The sequence below is a fragment of the Lysinibacillus sp. FSL L8-0312 genome (assembly GCF_038003285.1).
GTDB classification, from domain to species: Bacteria; Bacillota; Bacilli; order Bacillales_A; family Planococcaceae; genus Lysinibacillus; species Lysinibacillus fusiformis_D.
In genome coordinates this window covers 332,903-352,662 of the sequence record NZ_JBBOOV010000001.1, presented here as the reverse complement: position 1 = coordinate 352,662, position 19,760 = coordinate 332,903, and the positions used below count along the sequence as shown (strand labels likewise).

The following is a 19,760-nucleotide window of genomic DNA, read 5'->3' as shown; positions in this document are numbered from 1 at the left end:
CTATTTCACTGCATATATATAAAGGTGATTAAGTATCTAAGTACCAATAGAAGGAGTGATATACCTGAAAGCCATTGTATTTATCGGTACAAACAAATCCGGGTCTAGTCGTGAAGCAACAAGAGCAGCAGAAAAACTAGGCTACTTCACAGTACTTTTCACAAATAATGAAAAACAACTTCAGCAGCGACGTGCCTACCCCGACATCCACAAAATGATACTCATTGATACTTTGAATATAGAGAGAATGAAAGAGGAAATTGATAAACTAGGGAAAACCGGATTAGAGATTAAAAGTATCGTTAGTTTTGTTGATCCATTTGTCCATGTTGCTTCTATGCTATGTGATGAATTTTGTCATAACTATGCATCCTCCACTGCTATTGAAATGATGGAGGATAAAGAGAAAACAAGAAATTTTTTAAAAGACCAACCATACTCACCAAAGTTTTCACTTCTGAAGCCCCAGGAACCTATTGCTAAAAATTTGACCTTCCCATTAATCGTAAAATCACCAAAATCAACAGGTTCAAAAGATGTATTATTAGCAACAGATGCAGAGCAACTTAATCATCACCTCAAAGCATTACGCAGTAAAAACCCCTACGAATCCATCATGATTGAAGAATATTTGGATGGTCCACAATATTTAGTAGAAGCGGTTGTGTACCAACAACAACCACATGTCATTGGCATTATTGAACAGGAAATTACGCAAGGAAAACGATTTATTATTACAGGCTACGGTGTTTTAGTGAAAGCTCCGCAAGACATCCAATCAGGAATCGAAGAGGTACTCCATTCCATTGTGAAGGCCTTTGATATCGAAAATGGAGCACTCCATTTAGAGCTTCGATTAACGCAAAATGGTTGGAAGCTTATCGAAATCAATCCACGGATTTCTGGTGGTGCCATGAACAATATGCTACAGGCAGCACTAGGATTTAGTTTAGTGGAAGAAACATTGAAACTATTACTTGGTGAACAGCCTAATCTCGAGCCAAGACATAAAAAATTTGTTTATACAAAATATGTTATTGTGGAAAGTAAAGGCATTTTAGAGAAGGTGATTGGCAAGGCAAGAGCGACAAGATCAACAGGTGTCGTAGAAGTGTATGTCAAACCGAGAAAAGGGACACTGCTAATGCCACCTTTATCGATGGGACATCGTTATGCTTATGTAATTGCAGAAGGGTCAACATTGAGGGAAGCTAGAAATCATGCAACAAATGCAGCAAAAGAAATTAAATTTATTTTGAGAGTTTGAAAAAAATATCCCGAATAATTGCCGCTTGCCAGTGGACAGTTACTCGGGCTTTTTTATCTTGATTTGACAGATATCATGAAAGAGAGACCTGCACGATGCAGGTCTGTTCATTATTCAATATGAAGTTGGACGCATTATTGTATCTGCACGGAAGCGAAGCGTCAGCCGCAATTACATCAGAGCATACTTCATTCTTCCTTAAACGTTTCGTCTAAAAATTTCACAGTTTCAAACATATTCGTTTTACTAGCACCTTTTACAAGAATGGTATCATGAGGCTCTACCAATGTTTCTAGTAGGACATGCAATTCGTCTTTATTGATAAAATGATGTACCTTGGATGGGTCCATGCCCTTCACAATGGCGGCATTGCTCATTTCTTCCGTCCTAAAGCCATAGGTAATGAATTCATCAATGCCTACCTCGTAAATGTACTCCCCAACCTTTTTATATTCTTCCTCCCTCAAGACGCCGAGCTCTCGCATTTGTCCAATAATCGCTACTTTCCGTTCCTTCGCGATATTCGTTAGTACATCAATCGCAGCTCGAACCCCTTGTGGATGAGAGTGAACCGTATCATCAATGACCGTAATATCATCACGCAAGTTATAGATCGTTAAACGTCTTGGTGGTTTTTTAAAGTTGAGCCCCGCCTGAATTTCAAAGGGCGTGAACCCTAAAAGATCTGCCACTGCCACTGCATTGAGCGCATTGTAAACATGATGTTCCCCTAAAATTGGAATATACATTTCGATTTCTTCCCCATGTAGCTTCATTTTAAAGGACATGCCAATATCCTTATACTGCAAATCATAGGCACGATAATCGGCTTCTTTTTTAATACCCACCGTCAAGATTTTCCCTTTAAATTGCTCTGTCTCTAAGTATCTGGAATTGTCATCATCTTGATTGACAATGAGTAAGCCCTGCTGATCCATACCATGAATCAATTCGGATTTCGCCTTGGCAACGCCTCTTACATCCCCATCAAAGTTCCCCACATGCGCTAAGCCAATATTCGTTACAATACTAATATTCGGCTGAATTATACTACAGTGGTTGGTAATAATACCTGGGTAGGCCATACCATACTCTAATACGACAGCCTGATGTGTATCATTGATTTCTTCCTTATGCTTTTTCGTATGCTCAGTCGTATTCCAATAATCCTTCGACTCAAAAACATTCCACTTTTTCGATAAAATCGAGCCGACAAATGCCTTTGTTGTTGTTTTGCCTGCACTTCCCGTAATGGCAATAATCGGCAAGTTTTTCTTGTCAGCCTGTTGCTTACTTTTTTGTTGGACAATTTTCTTTTTTAGAGGTTTTTGATTTTTCGCAAGATACATCGCATAGCGGATGGAATGAATGACCACATCTAGCTCCAAGTAAAAGGCAGGAGGACAGCCTGGTCGCCAATTGACCTCATACATCCAAATTTTTTGCTGCTGATCTAGGCCAACATCAATCCCAATTTCATCAATCACTTCCCCAAACTTCACCATTTGAATTTCATCCAGGTGATGAGCTAGCGCTAAGGAGAAATGCTCCAGCATTCGCCGAATATTATAAGCCTCTTCCTTAAATTCCTGTTCTAAAAATGGATCTAAATAATTCGTATAGCCCCCATTATTAATATTCGGTATGATGGAACCATTTGGTGCAATTCGTGGGTACACTGTCGTCACTACCCATTTTCCTTCACCATTTTTCTGAACATGCAAACGGAAATCATAAACCTGACCCGACTTTGTGACCGATTGAATATAGGGCTGCATAATAAACGTACCAGACGCAAGCTGCTCCTTTATCAATGCATCTAATTGAGGCTTTGAATAAACCGTATTGGTGCTATCCTTTCGAACCTCGAAATGCTTAGTTCCCGCCTTCGTAATAAAATAAATGCCCTTCCCCTTACGTCCATCAATCGGCTTGAAGACAACCCGTTTATAATAATTAATGAACTTGTGAAATAAATCGACATCCTTTACAATTTCCGATGGAATCAAATACTGTTCAAATTCCTTTGCTTCCTTCAATCGCTTCATGACATTCCATTTATTCCCTATCGAATAGGTCGTAAATGGAATCTCTTCTTTTAAACGATCGATAATATCTTTGGAAACAGATAATTTCTCTGGGCTCCCTGCATTATAGATCACATCAGGAAAGGGCATCGTTTTTTCCTGCCACTCGCCATTCTCATAGACCTTTGCTTGAATGGAGCGTTTGGCAAAGTCAACACTTTTAGGGGTGAAGTAAAAAAACTTTGCCCCTTCTGCTTTCGCAACTGCTGCATAGGCATATGACTTGAGAACTGTAGTTGGATCAAGTCGATGATGCAGCATACCAATAATCGTCATAGTTAAACTTCCTTTCATTAGATTCTCTCTCTATTACATTCACTTTGTATCCCTCACATATAGACAGATGCTCTAGCTTTAGTAGTTTAATATGGCGCTACCATTTAGGCTCAATGATAAATTTCCCCTTCAACATGTCTGGCTTTAAGAGCTGAATCGCCGATATCCCACTAAGTTCAATCGATTTGTGCGTACTTGTTTTTTCTAACCTCACTACGTCAGCAATCGAATTGGTATCATTTCCTTCATAATCAAAAGCGCGCAACAACGACACTGTGCCACGGCAACGCTCTTTATCAATCGCCTCGATACGGAAATACTCCGTTTCAAATTGTTTCACTGTATCCATTAACCTTAAATGAGCGCCACTATGTGTAATTAAAAAAAATGGAATCGTATCACTACCGACTATTTTGACAAGTAGCTGACCGAAATATTTAGAATGAAAATTCATCATAATATCCTGAAGATCCTTCAAATCACTTAAAGCTTCGCATAAAAAGTGATTTCTTTTCTTCTCACTGTTCAAATTGTAGCCCCCTCTCTAGTTTGTATATGTCTGTTGGTCCATGTAAGTTGCCCTCTCGTTATAATATGTAGCGACAAAAAATATGACGACTTTTTCACACAGAAACTAAAAAAACCTCTACCATAGAATGGAGAGGCTTTCTTCATGAGATCATTGAGAGAAACATGTCAGCAGTTCTTGCACATTATTCGGTTCTAATGTATCCATTGTATGATGCCCTGTGCCGAATGGTAATTGCTTCGTAATAGCATTTGGGATAACCACTGTATAAAGGCCCGCCGCCACAGCTGCTTGTGCGCCATTCGGTGAATCCTCAATCGCTATCGCTTCCTTGCCCTTTACACCTAATTGTTTAAGCGCCTGCAAGTATAGCTCTGGATCAGGCTTAACATTTGTCACGGTGTCCGCGGTACAATAGCAATCAAAAAAATCTTGAATGCCAAGCTTATCAACATACTGATCAATCCATTGACGACTCGAGCTACTAGCAAGACCAATTTGTAAACTCGCTTCCTTTGCTTGCTGCAGCAGTGTTAATATACCCGGTCTGAGCGTTTCCTTTTCCATTAATTGTGCATGACTTTGTTGAATAGATGCTCGAAATGCCTCCACATCCAATTTGATGTGATGATGTGTAACAAGATATGTATAAGGATTAAAGGCTTGAAGATTTGTACCAAGGCATTTTGCATACATTTCCAACGATAACGCAACACCATAATGAGCATAGGCCTCCTTGAAAACGGTATACCACGCGGTTTCTGTATCAATAATCGTACCATCAAAATCAAAAACAATCGCTTTCAACATCCTACTTTCCCCCTTTGAACTAATCCAACGCTATCGTACTTCTATACAGCATGTTATCCTCTGCTTTTACTGTTCTATCCGTTGCTTTTGCATTTCTATCTACCGCTTTCACTGTTCTATCCACCTTTTTTGCAACTCTATCCTTCTTTTCCTGCTATCCAGTACTTTGATAACTCTATCCATCACTTTTGTTGTTCTATCCGTTGCTTTTGTATTTCTATCCGTTGCTTTTGTATTTCTATCCGTTGCTTTTGTATTTCTATCCACCGCTTTTGCTGTTCTATCCTTCTTTTCCTTCAATCTGGTACTTTTATAACTCTATCCATCACTTTTGTTGTTCTATCCATTACTTTTGCATTTCTATCCACCGCTTTCGCTGTTCTATCCACCTTTTTTGCAACTCTATCCTTCTTTTCCTGCTATCCAGTACTTTGATAACTCTATCCACCTACTCCTGCAAACTATCCATCACCTTGTCACGTTTATCCCCTTGATTTAACAAAATCACGCCGCCGATTATGAGGGCTATGCCAAGTGCCGAGTAGAGATTAAACATGTCGTGCCAAATAATCATACCTACGAGAACGGTTAAAGCTGTCCCAACACCTGACCAAATAGCGTAGGCTAGGCTTAATGGCAATGTTTTTAGGCATAAGGATAAGCTATAAAATGAAATACCATAGCCAAGTGCCACCGCTAAAGAGGGACCCAGCACGGTGAAGCCTTCAGAAAGCTTGAGCATAGTTGTCGCAAAAACCTCACTTATAATCGATAATGTTAAAAATAAATAGCCCTTCATGCTGTTCGCCTCCTAATGTCCACCTGCAAGATTGAGTACTACGACACCCAAAATAATACATAGTATCCCTATGACCTTCTTGCGATTAAATTGTTCCTTATAAAGGACAACCCCGACAATAGCCGTTAACGCTGTCCCTAAACCTGCCCATATGGCATAGGCTGTGCCGATAGGGATAACCTGTAATGTCAAGGCTAAACAATAAAATGCCGCTGCGTAGCCAACCACCACACCAACAGATGGCCAAATGCGCGTGAAACCTTCTGTGCGCTTTAGCATGGAGCTTGCAAAAACCTCTGCTACAATGGCGATCAATAAAAAACTAAAAACCATCATTCTTGAAAATCCTTTCTAGTTCACTTCTATCTGTCATCTTCTTCCTCAACATACTCCAATAGATTGCGCTTTACCAATCGTATTACCTTACCCGTTTTTAAATTAGAGAGATTGACCATCACCTAGCTGCATTTTACGATCCGCTTGCATACAATCTAAGCGAATCATTATGGTCATGTTCTCACTTCCTAAGCTGTTGCATCATCAGATAGGGGAAATAGGTATGGAATGCATTAGCTATCAAGCTCAACACGATCACACAGCATGAAATTATTTCCATTTTCACTATTAGCTAACGAAAATAGGATACCTTTTGTAAATTAGACAACAATCAATAAGACAATAGCTATGTATATTGTAGCAGTAAATAAAAGGGTCATGACATCTTTTTTGCATAATGCATATCCTTGCCTACCTAATCGGACAACAGCATTTCCAACCCTTTAAAATGAATAGAAGCCGCCATACTCCCCTTGGCTACTAATTGTTCTGATACCTTCATTGTTCCTACCAAAAGAATCGCAAGCATCGTCAAGCCAAAAATCAGCATCCCCTTTCCTTCCTTTTTTATCCCTATCAATAATTATCGATAAAAATAAAACCCTCTAATGCTAGAGGGCCTGGCTTTTATTTTAATAATCCTGTCTCTACTAAAAATGCTTTTGCTACGTCTGCTGCGAGCTTTCCTTCCACATTTACTTGATAATTCATTTCTCGCATTTCATCGTCTGTAATGTGGTTTGCTAGTTGATTTAATGCCTTTTCAATCTCTGGATAGTTTGTTAGCGTTTCTTTTCTTAGTAATGGTGCTCCTTGATAGGGTGGAAACAATGCTTGATCGTCCTCCAATACATGTAGCTTGTATTGACGAATTTCACTATCCGTTGAATAGGCATCCAGTAAATTGATATCGCCCGATTGTATCGCCTGATAGCGAAGCTTTGGCTCCATCGTTGCAAGTGTTGGAAACACAATCCCATAACGTTTTTGAATGCCAACATAGCCATCTTCACGGTCATTAAATTCTAATGTAAAGCCTGCCTTCACCTTCTGCTCTATCGCTTGCAGATCAGAAATTTTTTGCAATTGATACGTCTCCGCCAAATCCTGTGATACGGCCAATGCATACGTATTGTTATAGTTCATGGGGCTTAGCATGACCATATCAAATTGCGCCAGCATGCCATCTTTTGCCTGATGGTAGACATCGGCTTGGTTATGATTGATCGCTTCCTCTTTTAAAAATTCCGTAATAGCTGTGCCCGTAAATTCAGGGTAAATATCAATACTCCCCGATTTTAACGCATTGAATACAAACGAGGTTTTACCAAGCCCTGGCTTTAGTTGCACAGTTAAGTCCGTTTCCTGTTCAATCAATAATTTATACATATTGATGAGTATCTCAGGTTCAGAGCCTAGCTTTCCTGCTATCACGATTTCATCTTGTGGTTTATTACTAAATAGCGGGAAGAAAATAATGATGAATGCCGTCAAACTAACGAGACTCAATGTAGTCAATGTTTTTTTAAAGGACAGGGATTCTAATTTTTTGAGCAACACATCAAAAATCAATGCTAACATGGCTGCCGGTATAGCTCCTATTAAAATGAGGGCTGTATTATTACGGTCAATTCCAAGTAAAATGATGTCTCCTAATCCTCCAGCTCCAATTAAAGCAGCTAATGTGGCGGTCCCCACAATTAACACCATCGCTGTTCGGATACCTGCCATCATGACAGGCATGGCCAGTGGTAATTCTACTTTCAATAAACGCTTCGTTCTATTCATCCCCATGGCTAATGCCGCTTCCTTTAATGATGGATCGACTTCATTAATGCCCGTATAGGTGTTTCGCAAAATAGGCAATAGCGCATAGACGACTAACGCAATAATGGCGGGAACTTTCCCAATGCCAAATAGAGGTATTAATAAGCCCAGTAAAGCTAATGAAGGGATCGTTTGCAAAACGGCACTGATGCCAATGATACTTTCAGCTATTTTCTTTTTATTGGTTAAATAGATACCTAGAGGAATGGCAATGAGAACAGCAAAAAATAAAGCGATGAAGGATAGTTGGATATGTTCTAGCAATGCCGCTAGCAGTTGTGCCTTCCGTTCTTGAAACATCTCCATCACATTAGTCATGCGCAAGACCTCTTTCCTTTGAATCCTTTGCTAAATAGTGCAGCATAGAGGCTCTTGTCACCATACCGATGAGCTTGCCATCCTCCTCGACACCTAATAAGTCATGCTGGGCTAGCTTGTCAAAAATTGTCGCAAGTGAAGCATCCACAAGTATCGTATCTTGGAACTCGCTTGTTGTCATGATTGGTTGCATGATGGCATGGATAGTAAACGCATGCTCTACCTGATGCTTGCTACCAATAAACTGTTGTACAAAGTCATTGGCAGGGTTTTGTATCAATTCTTGTGGCGTACCTATTTGGACAATTTCGCCATCTTTCATAATACAGAGGCGATCCCCTAACTTCAGTGCCTCCTGCATATCATGTGAGACAAATACAATGGTTTTCCTTATCGTACGTTGCATCTCCAGTAAATCATCCTGGAGTTTTGTACGACTGATGGGGTCTAAGGCACTGAACGGCTCATCCATTAAGATAATCGATGGGTCAGCCGCTAAGGCACGAATAACGCCCACTCTTTGTTGTTCGCCACCTGATAACTCCTGTGGCTTACGCTGGCGATATTTTTCTGGTTCAAGCCCAACCATCTCCAGCAGTTCCTCCACACGCTTTTGAATTTTTGTTTTATGCCAATGTTTCAATTCTGGCACAATCGCAATATTTTCTTCAATCGTCATATGTGGAAACAGGGCGATCTGCTGTAATACATAACCGATACTCCAACGTAACTCATGGATATTATAGTCACTGATTCTTTTACCATTGATCCAAATCGTTCCTTCTGTTAATGGAATTAATCGATTAATCATCTTCAATAAAGTAGTTTTGCCACATCCACTAGGGCCGATAATGACAAAAAATTCACCCTTTTTAATTTCGACATTTAGAGCTTTGACAGCTGTATGGTCGTTATCATATTTTTTTGAGACATTGTCAAATGTAATCATCTGTCATCTCCTTTTAAATTTGCGAATGAAATGAGAATAAGTTCACTTCTATATTTCACCAACAACAGTTCTTTCAAACATGTGCAGGTAGGTTTGACTATTTCATTCTAAATACTTCGCCTTTTGGCACAAACGGTAGCTTGGCCCCTTGTGGCAATACGAAGGCGTGCTCTCTTTTTATGGTTAAACGATCACATTGACCATCCGTAATAATAAGGATAGGACCATCCTTTGGAAAATCCTGCGCTTCTTCTAGTAAACGGACACCAGGCTGTAGCACGGTGCCTCCTCTGCCTCTTACTTTCACTTTAGACAATAGCTCTTCAGGTGCTAGATAGCCTGCATCATAGGCAACGGCATCACAAAATATCACTCGTACAAGGGGAACATCTCTGGCAATACTATAGCTCGCGATTGTGCCGAGTGCTTTTCCTAGTAAGAGACGATCCATAGAGCCTGAGGTATCAATAAGGACTGCGAAAGTACGCCCATCTTCCTCTCCGCTTTGATGAACCCATCTTGGTCTAGCTATATCAGGTGTCGATGCTTGCCTTCTACTTGGACGGGCATATGTTCTCACTTTCTCTATCGGTTGAAACATCCGATCAAACCATTTGGCTAAGGCCACATCCCAAGCAATAGGTGGCTGTGCTAGACTACGAATTTCCTCAATGAGTCCTTGTGGTAAGTATCCTCTCTCCTGTGCCATATGATAGCTTAATCCTTGACTCAATGCTCTTCTATAAAAAGCATCCAAATCCACACCTGCCTTACCTTCCCAAAAGTCTGGTGGGTTCGTTTCAATCATATCTACGGTGCCTTGCCCTCGAAAGGTTCTTAATTTGCGATACATCCTGATATCCGTAACAATGCGATCATAAATAGATTCTGCCGAGAGCCCTTTTAAGGCTGGATCATATAGCCCACCAAATGCTGGCATCTCGCCAATTTTCATATCGATGAGCCAGCCATTGATGACATAATCACAAGCAACATTCCATAGATAGGGATCACGTCCTTGTCTGCGCGTAGCATGGCTTAATCCCGCATGCAGCAGTTCGTGTGCCATTAAAAAGCGCATTTCCTCATCGGTCATCCCTACAGCCGTATTCAAATAAATCTCCTTCGTTTCCACTGCGATGGCGGCAACAGAGATATCCATTCTTGTACAAACAAGTGGGTCTTCAATTATCGTAAAATCCGCAGCTAAAGCACCAAATAAGGGATATGAGCTCATAAACCAAGCCTTTGCGCGTTGTGCTTGTGTTACCCTCGTTGTTCCTCCAAATGTGTTTTCTACCCCACCTGCTACACGAATGGCGCTTTGCACTGCTTTCGATAAACCTTCTGCAAATAAAGCAGCGTAATTGCTAACGCCTCTATAAAGAACATTCGTTTTATTTTGTGAAATAATAAAGTCCACTTGTCCTGGCATTGTACTATAACCTTTCAAATCGTCTGGCACACCTTCGCGTAAAAATCTGTCATACAATTTTTCCTCCGAGCTAAAAGCTTCAAAAAGCGGATTACTCATTTCTTTAGGTGCTTGACCAAATTTTAGCTCTGCTAAAAACTTTGTAATATAGCAGTCACAGGCGATATTCCACAGTTCCTGCTGCTCTTTTGGTTGATGATGATGTAAGCCAAGGTGTAGCAAACAATGCGCTATGACATAGGCCCATTCGTTGGGCTGTCCTTTTTTATCTTGATTAACACAGATGACACCCGCGCTTGTGACGTAAGCCCAATCCTTTTGTGACATACTTTCATATTGCATGTACACAGCATGACATAACGCCTCGAACAAGGGATGTGTACTGACAATCTCATGCCCACGCGCGATCGCTTTCTCATTTTTCTGCTCCTGCTGTGATGCTTTCTTTTTTTTGGCCATATGTTAACCGTCCTTTTTGGCTACTAAACGTGGTAAATCCCGAATAACCTCCAGCATAAACCAAGCGGGTAAAGCTTCACCCTTTTGCTCTGACACAACCATCTGTGCAATTTCTAAGCTAATGGACGCTAAGTCCTTGATCAAATCTTTGGCACGAAAGGCTAATTGTCGTTGATTCCCCTTCAATGTCGTATGCTCGTTTGGAAGCTCCTTCAGTAACTGCGCACGGAAGGATTGCGCCATGAAATAAAGCAAATCTCTTTCTTCCGGTTGATCTGGCCAACGCAATTCACCATTGATAATTTTGGCTAGATCATATTTACTTTGCACTTGTTTGATAAAGGCTTTAAATTGACTGGCAATATGTGCAGATAGGCAGCTGCTTGCTAATAGATCGATTGTTTGTTCTGGCAAGCTATTGCCGTATGCATACAAGCAATCACTTAGCATATGCCATGAACGTGGTGTAGAGAATGGTTCCTCTGTTTTCGGCGGTTCGCTCCATAAATGGTCGGGACGCATTTGAATATACTCAATCACATAGGGATGTATTTCATGTGCATAGGCCCATTCAAGCCAATCTTTGTGCGATGCCCTTAGCTGAACATGGACCATACGATTGATTAATGCTGAGGACATCGGTTTAACAATCGCATTATCCTGAGCACGATTGCCTGCGCCAATGACAATCGTGCCCTCTGGCAACGTAAACTCTCCAATTCTGCGTTCATGAATGAGACTATAAAAAGCTTTTTGTACTTCCTGTGAGCAAGCATTTAATTCATCTAAAAAAAGGCAATAAGGCTCATTGCGCGCAATCATTTTGGGTGGACAAAAAACACTGTAGCCATCCTTAATTTGCGGAACGCCAATGATATCCTCGGGTGCTAGCTGACTGCCCAATAACGAAACACAGGGCAAGCCTAATTCGCTAGCAAAATTTTCAACAATCGCTGATTTCCCTATGCCAGGCGCTCCCCAAATAAAGACAGGTCGTATCGTCGCTACATTCAGTAGAAAATCGTATAGTTGTTTTTGTGTAACACTAAAAATCGTATTCAATCAAAACTTCCTTTCAACTAATCATTTTAAAGGTTCATAATACCATTTTCTATTAAATTGTGCTTGTCTCTACCAATCTATGAAATTGACTGCCAATTACTCGCTGTGAGAAGATAAAAAAAATAGCAATAGAGAGGTCGTGACGTATGCACAATGTCTATCAATTCATGGCGATTTCCCAACTAGCTGAAAGATTTCCAGCAGACTCTTGGTGGGCAAAGTTTTACAAGGATTTTAGTGAGGATGATCTAGTAGCGTACTATGAGGGCGATTTGACACTTCCCTCTCTTGATTTGGATTGGGGTATGCCTTTTCCACAGCAAGATAAGACCATTCTTATTTTCATCAATGGCCATTTAACCGTTGACAACCTATACAATTTAGAAACAGATGGTGCAATTGGGCTGATGGTGATGGGCAATTTAATGGCTAAAAATATAGCGGTCGGTGGTCAGGAAATCTATGTACATGGAAATCTGACGGTCGAGAATATTTTATGTGGCTCATACAATCATGGAGAAGCTATTGTTAACGGCAATCTTCAAGCAGCAACATTAGTTCAGGATGACGAGTATCGCATCAATGTAAATGGCCAGAGGTCGCTTCAGTGTATCGTAAATATTTGGCACGGAGACGGTATTTTTCAAGAACTCCCCATTCGTATTCAGGACATATTAATCGATGAAGTATTTTTAGACGAGGATGAAGATGAGGATGAGGTCGGCTTTTCATTCGCTTCACTGGTGCAAATTTTTAAAGAAGAACGTTCCGCACTCACTCATTTTACAAGCGTTCCTCAAAGGACGATAGCATCTTCTGTTTATTTCACGCACCATTCGATTAATGCGGAAAACATACTGAAACTGACTACATGTATTTTGATGACACCAGACAAGCCTTCTTTTGATTTGACGGAACAGGATGTTTATTTCATGATCCAGCGCGCACATACCAATGCTGATGGAGACAAACGCAATGATAGTGTTTATATGAAGACTTCTCAGTATCACTATTTTATTTGGCTTAATGAGGATCAATCCGTCTCCCTCTTGAGAAAAACACTAGAGGAAGAAGCTGAATGGTGGGATATTACAGAATCATCGCAGGCGCATTTAGTGGATATTCACGATCACTGGCTCATGCTTTTAACGTGCATCAATGTAGCAGAGCTTTACTTGCATACTATCGAGATACAATATGTACGACAAATTTTCCAGCAGTCAGCAATCCAAGAATTAGAAGAAGACCATGATGGTTTCTGGGATGGTTCCAAATGCTATAGTTTCCGTCAAGCCTATCTGGATGAGGATGGTGATAGGATACATGCTCGCATTGAAATTCAGACGCCTGACGAAGCGTATTATTTTTATACACTTGAAAATCACTCCTATGTTTCCCGTTATTATCAGCCTCCTCATTATTATGGTCTTCAAGAGCTATCTTATTTGAACACTAGACAATGGGAAGCCTCCGAGCAATATTTTGAGAGATTCAAACAATTTATGTCCCAAAATTTTAAAGTATAAGTGAGCAATAACGAGGAACTAATTAGCACTGGTAGCGTTCTATTAATGATGAAATCTATTTATTTAGACTGCTCTTTATTTCTTTTAAACTCTCTGTAATAATGAGAGATAGCTAAACTTTTAATAGAAGGGAGGGAGATGTGGTCACGACCAACATCCAGCTACAATGAAATACGTGCTAAACTTTTTTAAAGGACTTATGATTACCATTGTTGTTATTTGTATTTCGTTTTATATGGTAACACAGTTATTGAATACGACTGACAGAGAAGAGCCTGTCGTCATTGATAATGGCCCAAGTGTGGAGGAGTTTATTGGTGAAATCGCCGAAACTGCTCGGGACCTTGGTGCTGATAATGACCTATACGCATCCGTCATGATTGCCCAAGCGATTCTAGAAAGTGAGCATGGTCAAAGTGGACTAGGTTCTGCACCCAATTATAATTTATTTGGTATGAAAGGCAGCTACCAAAATGATTCCGTAACACTCGAAACATCAGAGGATGATGGTTCTGGTAATCTTTCCACAATCATGGCTGCCTTCCGCAAATACCCTTCCTATGAGGCATCCATGCAAGATTATGTAAAGTTAATGCGTAATGGCGTTTCATGGAACAAGGATTTTTACGCGGGCGTTTTCAAAAGCAACACAAAAGTCTATACAGATGCGACGGCGTTTTTAACAGGCTCCTATGCTACTGATTCATCATACAGTGAAAAATTAAATGCACTAATTGCAAAATATGATCTACAACAATATGACACCCCTGTGAAAGATAAGAAAACGATTACGGTGGCTGATGGGGATTCACTTATGAAGATTGCAGAGGTCTATAATGTAAAGGTGACATCAATTAAACAATGGAATCAGCTGCGATCAGATCGCCTTGAAGCAGGCCAACAACTTAATATCTATCATTATTAATCCAAAACCCTCCGTACTCAGCCAACAAACAAGCGTATGGAGGGTTTCTTATAGTGGACGAAACCCTTTCTTTTGTCAAAACGTCTTTATGTAAAAATACGGAAAGGGTAGACATATCATGACGCGCATACAACTGCTCAGTGTTATCACCGTCAACTTAATCCTTTTGCCAGTCATGCAGCTAAGCTATAACCTATTTTTCATTACGACCATAGCTGAAAGTATGTTTCAACTGTTGCTGTTTCCGCTACTTATCCTTTTGCTAAATTTAGCGCTTTGGTGTTGTCGACTCAAAATAGCATCCTCTATCCATTGGATCTTTATCTATGTCGGTCAAGGAACAGCTTTAGCCTGTTATTTTGTGTTGCATTATTGGCAATTAGAGCCCTATCCAGACATGCCCCCCAGGTGAAGCAGCCTTTGATTTATGTATGATTACTTTTTTTATCGGTGTGTGGCAGCTAATAGCGTTACTGCTTGTGAATGTTAGTACATTAGTTATCACCAAAATTGGGATGTCCTTAAAAAAACTGGATCGACTTAAATCTCATTGTTGATTGGACAGACATGCCATCGATTTTTCTCTTATAAAAACTCAAAGAGAAGCCTAAATATTTGGCTTCTCCTGAAAAAAAGTACCTACTGCTACTATCGTCGTAGCTAAATCCTGTCGAAAGAGCGGATGTTTTTCATCTAGACTATTAATGGTCACTTCATTGCCTCCTAGTGATGAGTGGATATAAAGCTGATCGCCCATATATAAAGCAATATGACCAGGGAAATAGATTAAATCACCCTTTTGCATCTGGTCTTGGTCTATTTTGACAATCGGAAAGCCCTCTACTATTTTGGCATCTCGAAAAATATAAACGCCATTGAACAGATAGGCCATTGAACATAAGCCAGAGCAATCAATCCCTAAAGGCGATTTACCACCCCATCGATAGGGTGCTGTTAAATAGCTAAGTGCCGTTTCCACAACGTTTTCTCGAAACTGTGCCTCCGATAATGCCTGAACTGAAATTTTCGGCTGCAGCCATTTTGTCCGAACATATCCTGTTTGTCCCGATACGAGTTGAATGGCCGACCATTCTTCTGGTACATCCTTTAAAGACATGACTTTGACGAACGAGCCCTTTACAAGCGTGAGTCGTTTGGTACTTTGGATACGTGGTTGCTGCAAAACATCTGCAAAGCTTTGACGAATGACATGCTGTGCTTCCCGTTGCCACGTGGAGGCGATTGCTGCATCTAACAGTAAATCTGTCTTCTGACAATAGCCTTCATAGCGATAGGCTGTTTGGACATATACCCAAGCTTCATTCACCTCTTTGACAATATCTACTGTCATCCCATAAAGTACCTCATCGACTAATTCAGAAGCTGCATCTGGCTTGGCCTGTAAATTGGCAACCATTGCTGTCACGATAGCCTTCAACTGTGTCCCTCCTTTCCCTCCACCAACTGCGCATAAACAACCTTTGATAGACGACCGATTAGTTGGCGAGCCTGCTCATTATCCATCACGTTTGTCATAAAAACACCGATACTATAATCGATTGTGCTACTATAAACAATCCCGACATCATGATCGACCGTATCAAGCCCGCCTGTTTTATGTGCCAGCTTCACATCCTCCACAAGATAACGCTTTAAGGAGTCGTGCACACGCTGACGGCTTAAGATATCAATGACCAGTTGACTGTAAGGGGCTGTTAGTAGCTCTTGCCGATAGATACGCGTAAAAAGATGCGCCATATCCCGTGCTGACGTGCGATTGTCTATGCCCTGAGCTAGCCGTTCTACATCCATCATTTTTCGCTGTAACACCGTGTCCTGTAACCCAATATGCCGAAAATAGTCATTCAAAAAGCTCATCCCTACTTCATCAATTAAGACATTCGTAGCTGTATTATCACTCGTAATAATCATCCATACAAGAAGGTCATATAAAGTGCTTTGGGTAAGCCGTTGCTCACTTATCACGCTAAAACCCACCCAATCGTCTGGTGAAATCGGCAGCGTAGTATCAAGTGATAATTTGTTATGCTCTATATATGAGAGCAAGGCTATTAGAATTGGAACTTTTATGACACTGGCACTAGAAAATGCAGTCTCTAGCTGATGACTCGTAAGCAATTGATTGGTTGTGAGATTATGAACAAATAGATGTACGTTGTAAGGGGATTCCTGAACCATTTTTTCAATAATCTGCTCCATATAATACCTACTCAATCACATGGATTCGCTGGTTGTCCGCATCCATTGAGATCGTTCTTCCTAAAGGCAGCGACATCGTTGGTAAGCAATGACCACATGCCATTTCGGCTATAATTGGCTTACCTAGAGGCACTAGTATTTCTTGGAAAATCATGTGTAGTGATAAGCTATGCTCTGGCCTTTGCAGATTTTCAGGCCCACAATTAGTCCATGCTCCTAACAAAATACCTGCCGCGTCATCCAACTTCCCCGCCAGTTTTAATTGTGTCAACATACGATCGACCCGTTGTTGCGTTTCATCGACATCTTCTAAAAACAGAATTTTACCTCTTGTATCAATTTCATAGGGTGTGCCAAGTGACGCTGTAATCAATGTTAAATTACCACCAATTAGCTGACCTGTAGCATTCCCGCTGACAAGTGTTGACATGGGCTGGTTAGAGGGATTTTCTAAGTAGAACGACGTTTTGTCATTGTCCATAATCTGCTGCCTGAAGGATTGCCATGTGTAGTCGTCCATTTCCTGTCTAATAAATTCCGTGGATGGCATCGGGGTATGATACGTAACAAAGCCACATAGCTGTTGAAAGGCTATATGTAAGGCAGTCACATCACTATAGCCTGCAAATACTTTAGGATTTGCTCGAATCAGCTCAAAATCTAATTGTGCTAAAATCTTCGTCGCCCCATAGCCTCCACGTATACAAAAAATGCCGTCAATGGTCGGATCACCAAACATGCGATGGACATCTGCCGCCCGCACATCATCAGCACCTGCTAAATAACCATGCCTTGCGTGACAGGTCTCCCCAACGACCACCTTGAGCCCTAGCTTCTCAATACTCGCAATAGCAGGCTGCAGCTTTTCTGGTGGTGTTGCCCCAGAAGCACTAATAAGACCAATAGTGTCACCTTTTTTCAATGCCTTTGGACGAATCATGTTTTTCCCTCCATTTTCAGTGAAGTACGATAATGCGTTAGTTCCTCTTCATTGGCCAAAATAAAATGACCTTTCTCTACTTCAACAAATGAAGGTGGATTTTCCTCATAACGATGCTGTGACGGATCATACACTTCAACGATTTTCCCTCGTTCCTTATAGGGATTCGGCTCTGGTACTGCAGATAACAGTGCCTTTGTATAAGGATGCAGCGGATGGGCAAATAGCTTTTCTGTGTCTGCCAGCTCAACCATTTTCCCTTTATAAATGACCGCTGTCCGATCGGTAATAAAACGGACAATTGATAAATCATGGGCAATAAATAAATACGTTAAATGATTACGCTGTTGCAGACTAGCTAATAAATTCAATACTTGTGCTCGGATGGACACATCTAGGGCAGAGATAGGCTCATCTGCAATAATAAACTCGGGGTCCATCACTAAAGCACGAGCAATGCCAATACGCTGGCGTTGTCCTCCTGAAAACTCATGAGGAAAGCGGCTAGAGAACTCTGGCAGCAAGCCTACATTTAATAAAGCATTGCGAACCTTTTGCTGACGGTCTGCCTCATCCTTATATTTCTTTGAAGAGTATAATCCTTCCGAAATAATATAATCCACTTTTGCTCGCTCATTGAGAGAGGCCATCGGGTCCTGAAAAATCATTTGGATTTTCTGCGTAATTTCTCTATCCCACTCTTTCGAAATTTTGCCCTGTATACTTTTGCCATGATACAAAATTTGTCCTTCTGTCACCTCATTAATGCGCATAATAGCCCGACCAATCGTTGTTTTCCCAGATCCTGATTCACCTACAATGCCAAATGTTTCACCTTTAAAAATATGAAAGCTGACATCATCAATCGCTGTAAATTTATGTTTCCCTTTACCAAATACGACGGATACATTTTGCACTTCTACTAGCACTTCTTTATCGGTCATTAGCATACTGCCTCCCTTCTACAAAAAATGCTTGTAAAGCGGCTGGCGGCTCTACTTTTGGTGCAAGTGGATCTAATAACCATGTGCGCGCATAGTGGGTGTCACTGACCTGAAAAAAAGGTGGACGCTCCACAAAGTCAATTTTTAATGCATATGGATTGCGTGGTGCAAAGGCATCACCCTTTATTTCCTGAAAAAGATTCGGTGGCGTGCCCTTAATTGAATATAATTGTTCCCCCTTTGAGCCAAGCTGAGGTAAGGAGGAAATAAGTGCCCACGTATAAGGATGCTTACTATTAAAGAAAATTTCATGCGTTTCCCCGACCTCAATGACATCACCCGCATACATCACGGCAATACGATCAGCCACCTTTGCAACAACGCCTAAATCATGCGTAATATAGATAATCGATAAGCCATATTTCTGCTGAAGATTCTTTAATAGTTGTAATATCTGAGCTTGAATGGTCACATCTAAAGCGGTTGTTGGTTCATCACAAATTAAAATATTCGGTTTACAGGCAATCGCAATAGCGATGACAATACGTTGGCGCATGCCTCCCGAAAATTCATGTGGGTATTGCTTATAGCGTTTTTTCACATCTGTAATACCTACATCTGTTAGCAACTTTAATGTTTCTTCATAGGCTTCCTTGCCTCTTAAGCCTTGATGCATGACGACACATTCCTCAATTTGCTTCCCAATGGTTTTGAGCGGATTCAACGATGTCATTGGGTCCTGCGTTACCATCGCAATTTCCTTACCTCGAATACGCAACCATTCTTGCTCTGTCGTAAACTGAGTTACATCCTGTGCATTGTAAATGATTCGTCCTTGCTGAATGCTGCCATTTTTATCTAGCAAGCCCATAATGGATTTCATCAGCACCGATTTTCCCGAACCTGATTCACCAACAATGGCTAAGCTTTCTCCCTTGTAAAGGTCGAGTGAAATATCGCGGATAGCTGTTAAGACACGACCCCGTAGCGTAAACTGAATGATTAAATTTTGTATGACTAATATGCGCGATTTTTTCAATGTCACTTATTT

General features: G+C 40.8%; 19 protein-coding genes. 3 read left to right on the top strand and 16 right to left on the bottom strand.

Translation table 11 applies throughout. The annotated features are described in order from the left end of the window. Positions 1 to 55: 55 nt before the first annotated feature. Positions 56 to 1,267, top strand: coding sequence for an ATP-grasp domain-containing protein (locus MHI22_RS01730; protein ID WP_036116881.1), 1,212 nt, complete (start codon positions 56 to 58; stop codon positions 1,265 to 1,267). Positions 1,268 to 1,455: 188 nt separating this feature from the next. Here the strand turns inward: MHI22_RS01730 and MHI22_RS01725 are convergent, their stop codons facing one another. The 11 genes from MHI22_RS01725 to MHI22_RS01675 form a co-directional block, all read right to left on the bottom strand. After that, positions 1,456 to 3,648: a YheC/YheD family protein gene (locus MHI22_RS01725; protein WP_340810875.1), complete on the bottom strand. Its 2,193-nt coding sequence runs from the start codon at positions 3,646 to 3,648 to the stop codon at positions 1,456 to 1,458. Between the two features lie 79 nt (positions 3,649 to 3,727). Then, a complete protein-coding gene (locus MHI22_RS01720; RefSeq protein WP_036116879.1) occupies positions 3,728 to 4,159 on the bottom strand; it encodes a hypothetical protein in 432 nt (143 codons plus the stop codon). 150 nt (positions 4,160 to 4,309) lie between these two features. Next, positions 4,310 to 4,969, bottom strand: coding sequence for an HAD family hydrolase (locus MHI22_RS01715; protein ID WP_089932467.1), 660 nt, complete (start codon positions 4,967 to 4,969; stop codon positions 4,310 to 4,312). A 108-nt stretch (positions 4,970 to 5,077) separates the two neighbouring features. Then, positions 5,078 to 5,269, bottom strand: a complete 192-nt coding sequence (locus MHI22_RS01710) for a hypothetical protein (protein WP_340810874.1) — start codon at positions 5,267 to 5,269, stop codon at positions 5,078 to 5,080. 148 nt (positions 5,270 to 5,417) lie between these two features. Beyond that, positions 5,418 to 5,768 (bottom strand): DMT family transporter, encoded by a 351-nt coding sequence (locus tag MHI22_RS01705; protein ID WP_036116874.1) that lies wholly within the window; start codon positions 5,766 to 5,768, stop codon positions 5,418 to 5,420. 12 nt (positions 5,769 to 5,780) lie between these two features. Further along, complete coding sequence (locus tag MHI22_RS01700; protein ID WP_058844942.1) at positions 5,781 to 6,104, bottom strand: DMT family transporter; 324 nt, start codon at positions 6,102 to 6,104, stop codon at positions 5,781 to 5,783. A 415-nt stretch (positions 6,105 to 6,519) separates the two neighbouring features. Next, positions 6,520 to 6,654 carry a hypothetical protein gene (locus MHI22_RS01695; RefSeq protein ID WP_340810873.1) on the bottom strand — a complete coding sequence of 45 codons (135 nt, stop codon included), beginning with the start codon at positions 6,652 to 6,654 and terminating at the stop codon, positions 6,520 to 6,522. A 77-nt stretch (positions 6,655 to 6,731) separates the two neighbouring features. Then, positions 6,732 to 8,249, bottom strand: a complete 1,518-nt coding sequence (gene opuFB, locus MHI22_RS01690; RefSeq protein WP_271912987.1) for an osmoprotectant update ABC transporter permease/substrate-binding subunit OpuFB — start codon at positions 8,247 to 8,249, stop codon at positions 6,732 to 6,734. After that, on the bottom strand, positions 8,242 to 9,198 hold the full coding sequence (locus MHI22_RS01685) for an ABC transporter ATP-binding protein (protein WP_036116868.1): 957 nt from the start codon (positions 9,196 to 9,198) through the stop codon (positions 8,242 to 8,244). Before MHI22_RS01685 ends, opuFB begins: the two co-directional genes overlap by 8 nt. Positions 9,199 to 9,295: 97 nt before the next feature. Continuing rightward, positions 9,296 to 11,092 (bottom strand): vWA domain-containing protein, encoded by a 1,797-nt coding sequence (locus MHI22_RS01680; RefSeq protein WP_340810872.1) that lies wholly within the window; start codon positions 11,090 to 11,092, stop codon positions 9,296 to 9,298. A 3-nt stretch (positions 11,093 to 11,095) separates the two neighbouring features. Then, positions 11,096 to 12,154 carry a MoxR family ATPase gene (locus tag MHI22_RS01675; RefSeq protein WP_340810871.1) on the bottom strand — a complete coding sequence of 353 codons (1,059 nt, stop codon included), beginning with the start codon at positions 12,152 to 12,154 and terminating at the stop codon, positions 11,096 to 11,098. 146 nt (positions 12,155 to 12,300) lie between these two features. Here MHI22_RS01675 and MHI22_RS01670 point away from each other — a divergent pair, with 146 nt between their 5' ends. After that, positions 12,301 to 13,680 carry a hypothetical protein gene (locus tag MHI22_RS01670; RefSeq protein WP_340810870.1) on the top strand — a complete coding sequence of 460 codons (1,380 nt, stop codon included), beginning with the start codon at positions 12,301 to 12,303 and terminating at the stop codon, positions 13,678 to 13,680. Positions 13,681 to 13,846: 166 nt separating this feature from the next. Next, positions 13,847 to 14,605 carry a glucosaminidase domain-containing protein gene (locus MHI22_RS01665; protein WP_036116860.1) on the top strand — a complete coding sequence of 253 codons (759 nt, stop codon included), beginning with the start codon at positions 13,847 to 13,849 and terminating at the stop codon, positions 14,603 to 14,605. Between the two features lie 607 nt (positions 14,606 to 15,212). Here MHI22_RS01665 and MHI22_RS01660 read toward each other — a convergent pair. From MHI22_RS01660 to MHI22_RS01640, 5 genes are read right to left on the bottom strand one after another with little or no spacing between them, the layout of a single operon-like run. Next, positions 15,213 to 16,043, bottom strand: a complete 831-nt coding sequence (locus tag MHI22_RS01660; protein ID WP_058844947.1) for a C40 family peptidase — start codon at positions 16,041 to 16,043, stop codon at positions 15,213 to 15,215. Beyond that, positions 16,040 to 16,825 (bottom strand): serine hydrolase, encoded by a 786-nt coding sequence (locus MHI22_RS01655; protein ID WP_036116855.1) that lies wholly within the window; start codon positions 16,823 to 16,825, stop codon positions 16,040 to 16,042. The genes MHI22_RS01660 and MHI22_RS01655 overlap by 4 nt, the downstream gene beginning before the upstream one ends. Before the next feature lie 7 nt (positions 16,826 to 16,832). Continuing rightward, a complete protein-coding gene (locus tag MHI22_RS01650) occupies positions 16,833 to 17,765 on the bottom strand; it encodes a S66 peptidase family protein (protein WP_340810869.1) in 933 nt (310 codons plus the stop codon). Then, a complete protein-coding gene (locus MHI22_RS01645; protein WP_340810868.1) occupies positions 17,762 to 18,709 on the bottom strand; it encodes an ATP-binding cassette domain-containing protein in 948 nt (315 codons plus the stop codon). Before MHI22_RS01645 ends, MHI22_RS01650 begins: the two co-directional genes overlap by 4 nt. Continuing rightward, positions 18,699 to 19,754 carry an ABC transporter ATP-binding protein gene (locus tag MHI22_RS01640; RefSeq protein WP_080717001.1) on the bottom strand — a complete coding sequence of 352 codons (1,056 nt, stop codon included), beginning with the start codon at positions 19,752 to 19,754 and terminating at the stop codon, positions 18,699 to 18,701. The genes MHI22_RS01645 and MHI22_RS01640 overlap by 11 nt, the downstream gene beginning before the upstream one ends. Positions 19,755 to 19,760 lie beyond the last annotated feature (6 nt).

Bases quoted from the DNA above. Each gene is read 5' to 3' on its own strand.
- MHI22_RS01725 (WP_340810875.1), bottom strand. From the start codon at position 3,648: ATGAAAGGAAGTTTAACTATGACGATTATTGGTATGCTGCATCATCGA.
- MHI22_RS01715 (WP_089932467.1), bottom strand. From the start codon at position 4,969: ATGTTGAAAGCGATTGTTTTTGATTTTGATGGTACGATTATTGATACA.
- MHI22_RS01705 (WP_036116874.1), bottom strand. From the start codon at position 5,768: ATGAAGGGCTATTTATTTTTAACATTATCGATTATAAGTGAGGTTTTT.
- MHI22_RS01700 (WP_058844942.1), bottom strand. From the start codon at position 6,104: ATGATGGTTTTTAGTTTTTTATTGATCGCCATTGTAGCAGAGGTTTTT.
- MHI22_RS01695 (WP_340810873.1), bottom strand. From the start codon at position 6,654: ATGCTGATTTTTGGCTTGACGATGCTTGCGATTCTTTTGGTAGGAACA.
- opuFB (WP_271912987.1), bottom strand. From the start codon at position 8,249: ATGACTAATGTGATGGAGATGTTTCAAGAACGGAAGGCACAACTGCTA.
- MHI22_RS01685 (WP_036116868.1), bottom strand. From the start codon at position 9,198: ATGATTACATTTGACAATGTCTCAAAAAAATATGATAACGACCATACA.
- MHI22_RS01680 (WP_340810872.1), bottom strand. From the start codon at position 11,092: ATGGCCAAAAAAAAGAAAGCATCACAGCAGGAGCAGAAAAATGAGAAA.
- MHI22_RS01670 (WP_340810870.1), top strand. From the start codon at position 12,301: ATGCACAATGTCTATCAATTCATGGCGATTTCCCAACTAGCTGAAAGA.
- MHI22_RS01665 (WP_036116860.1), top strand. From the start codon at position 13,847: ATGAAATACGTGCTAAACTTTTTTAAAGGACTTATGATTACCATTGTT.
- MHI22_RS01655 (WP_036116855.1), bottom strand. From the start codon at position 16,825: ATGGAGCAGATTATTGAAAAAATGGTTCAGGAATCCCCTTACAACGTA.
- MHI22_RS01650 (WP_340810869.1), bottom strand. From the start codon at position 17,765: ATGATTCGTCCAAAGGCATTGAAAAAAGGTGACACTATTGGTCTTATT.
- MHI22_RS01645 (WP_340810868.1), bottom strand. From the start codon at position 18,709: ATGACCGATAAAGAAGTGCTAGTAGAAGTGCAAAATGTATCCGTCGTA.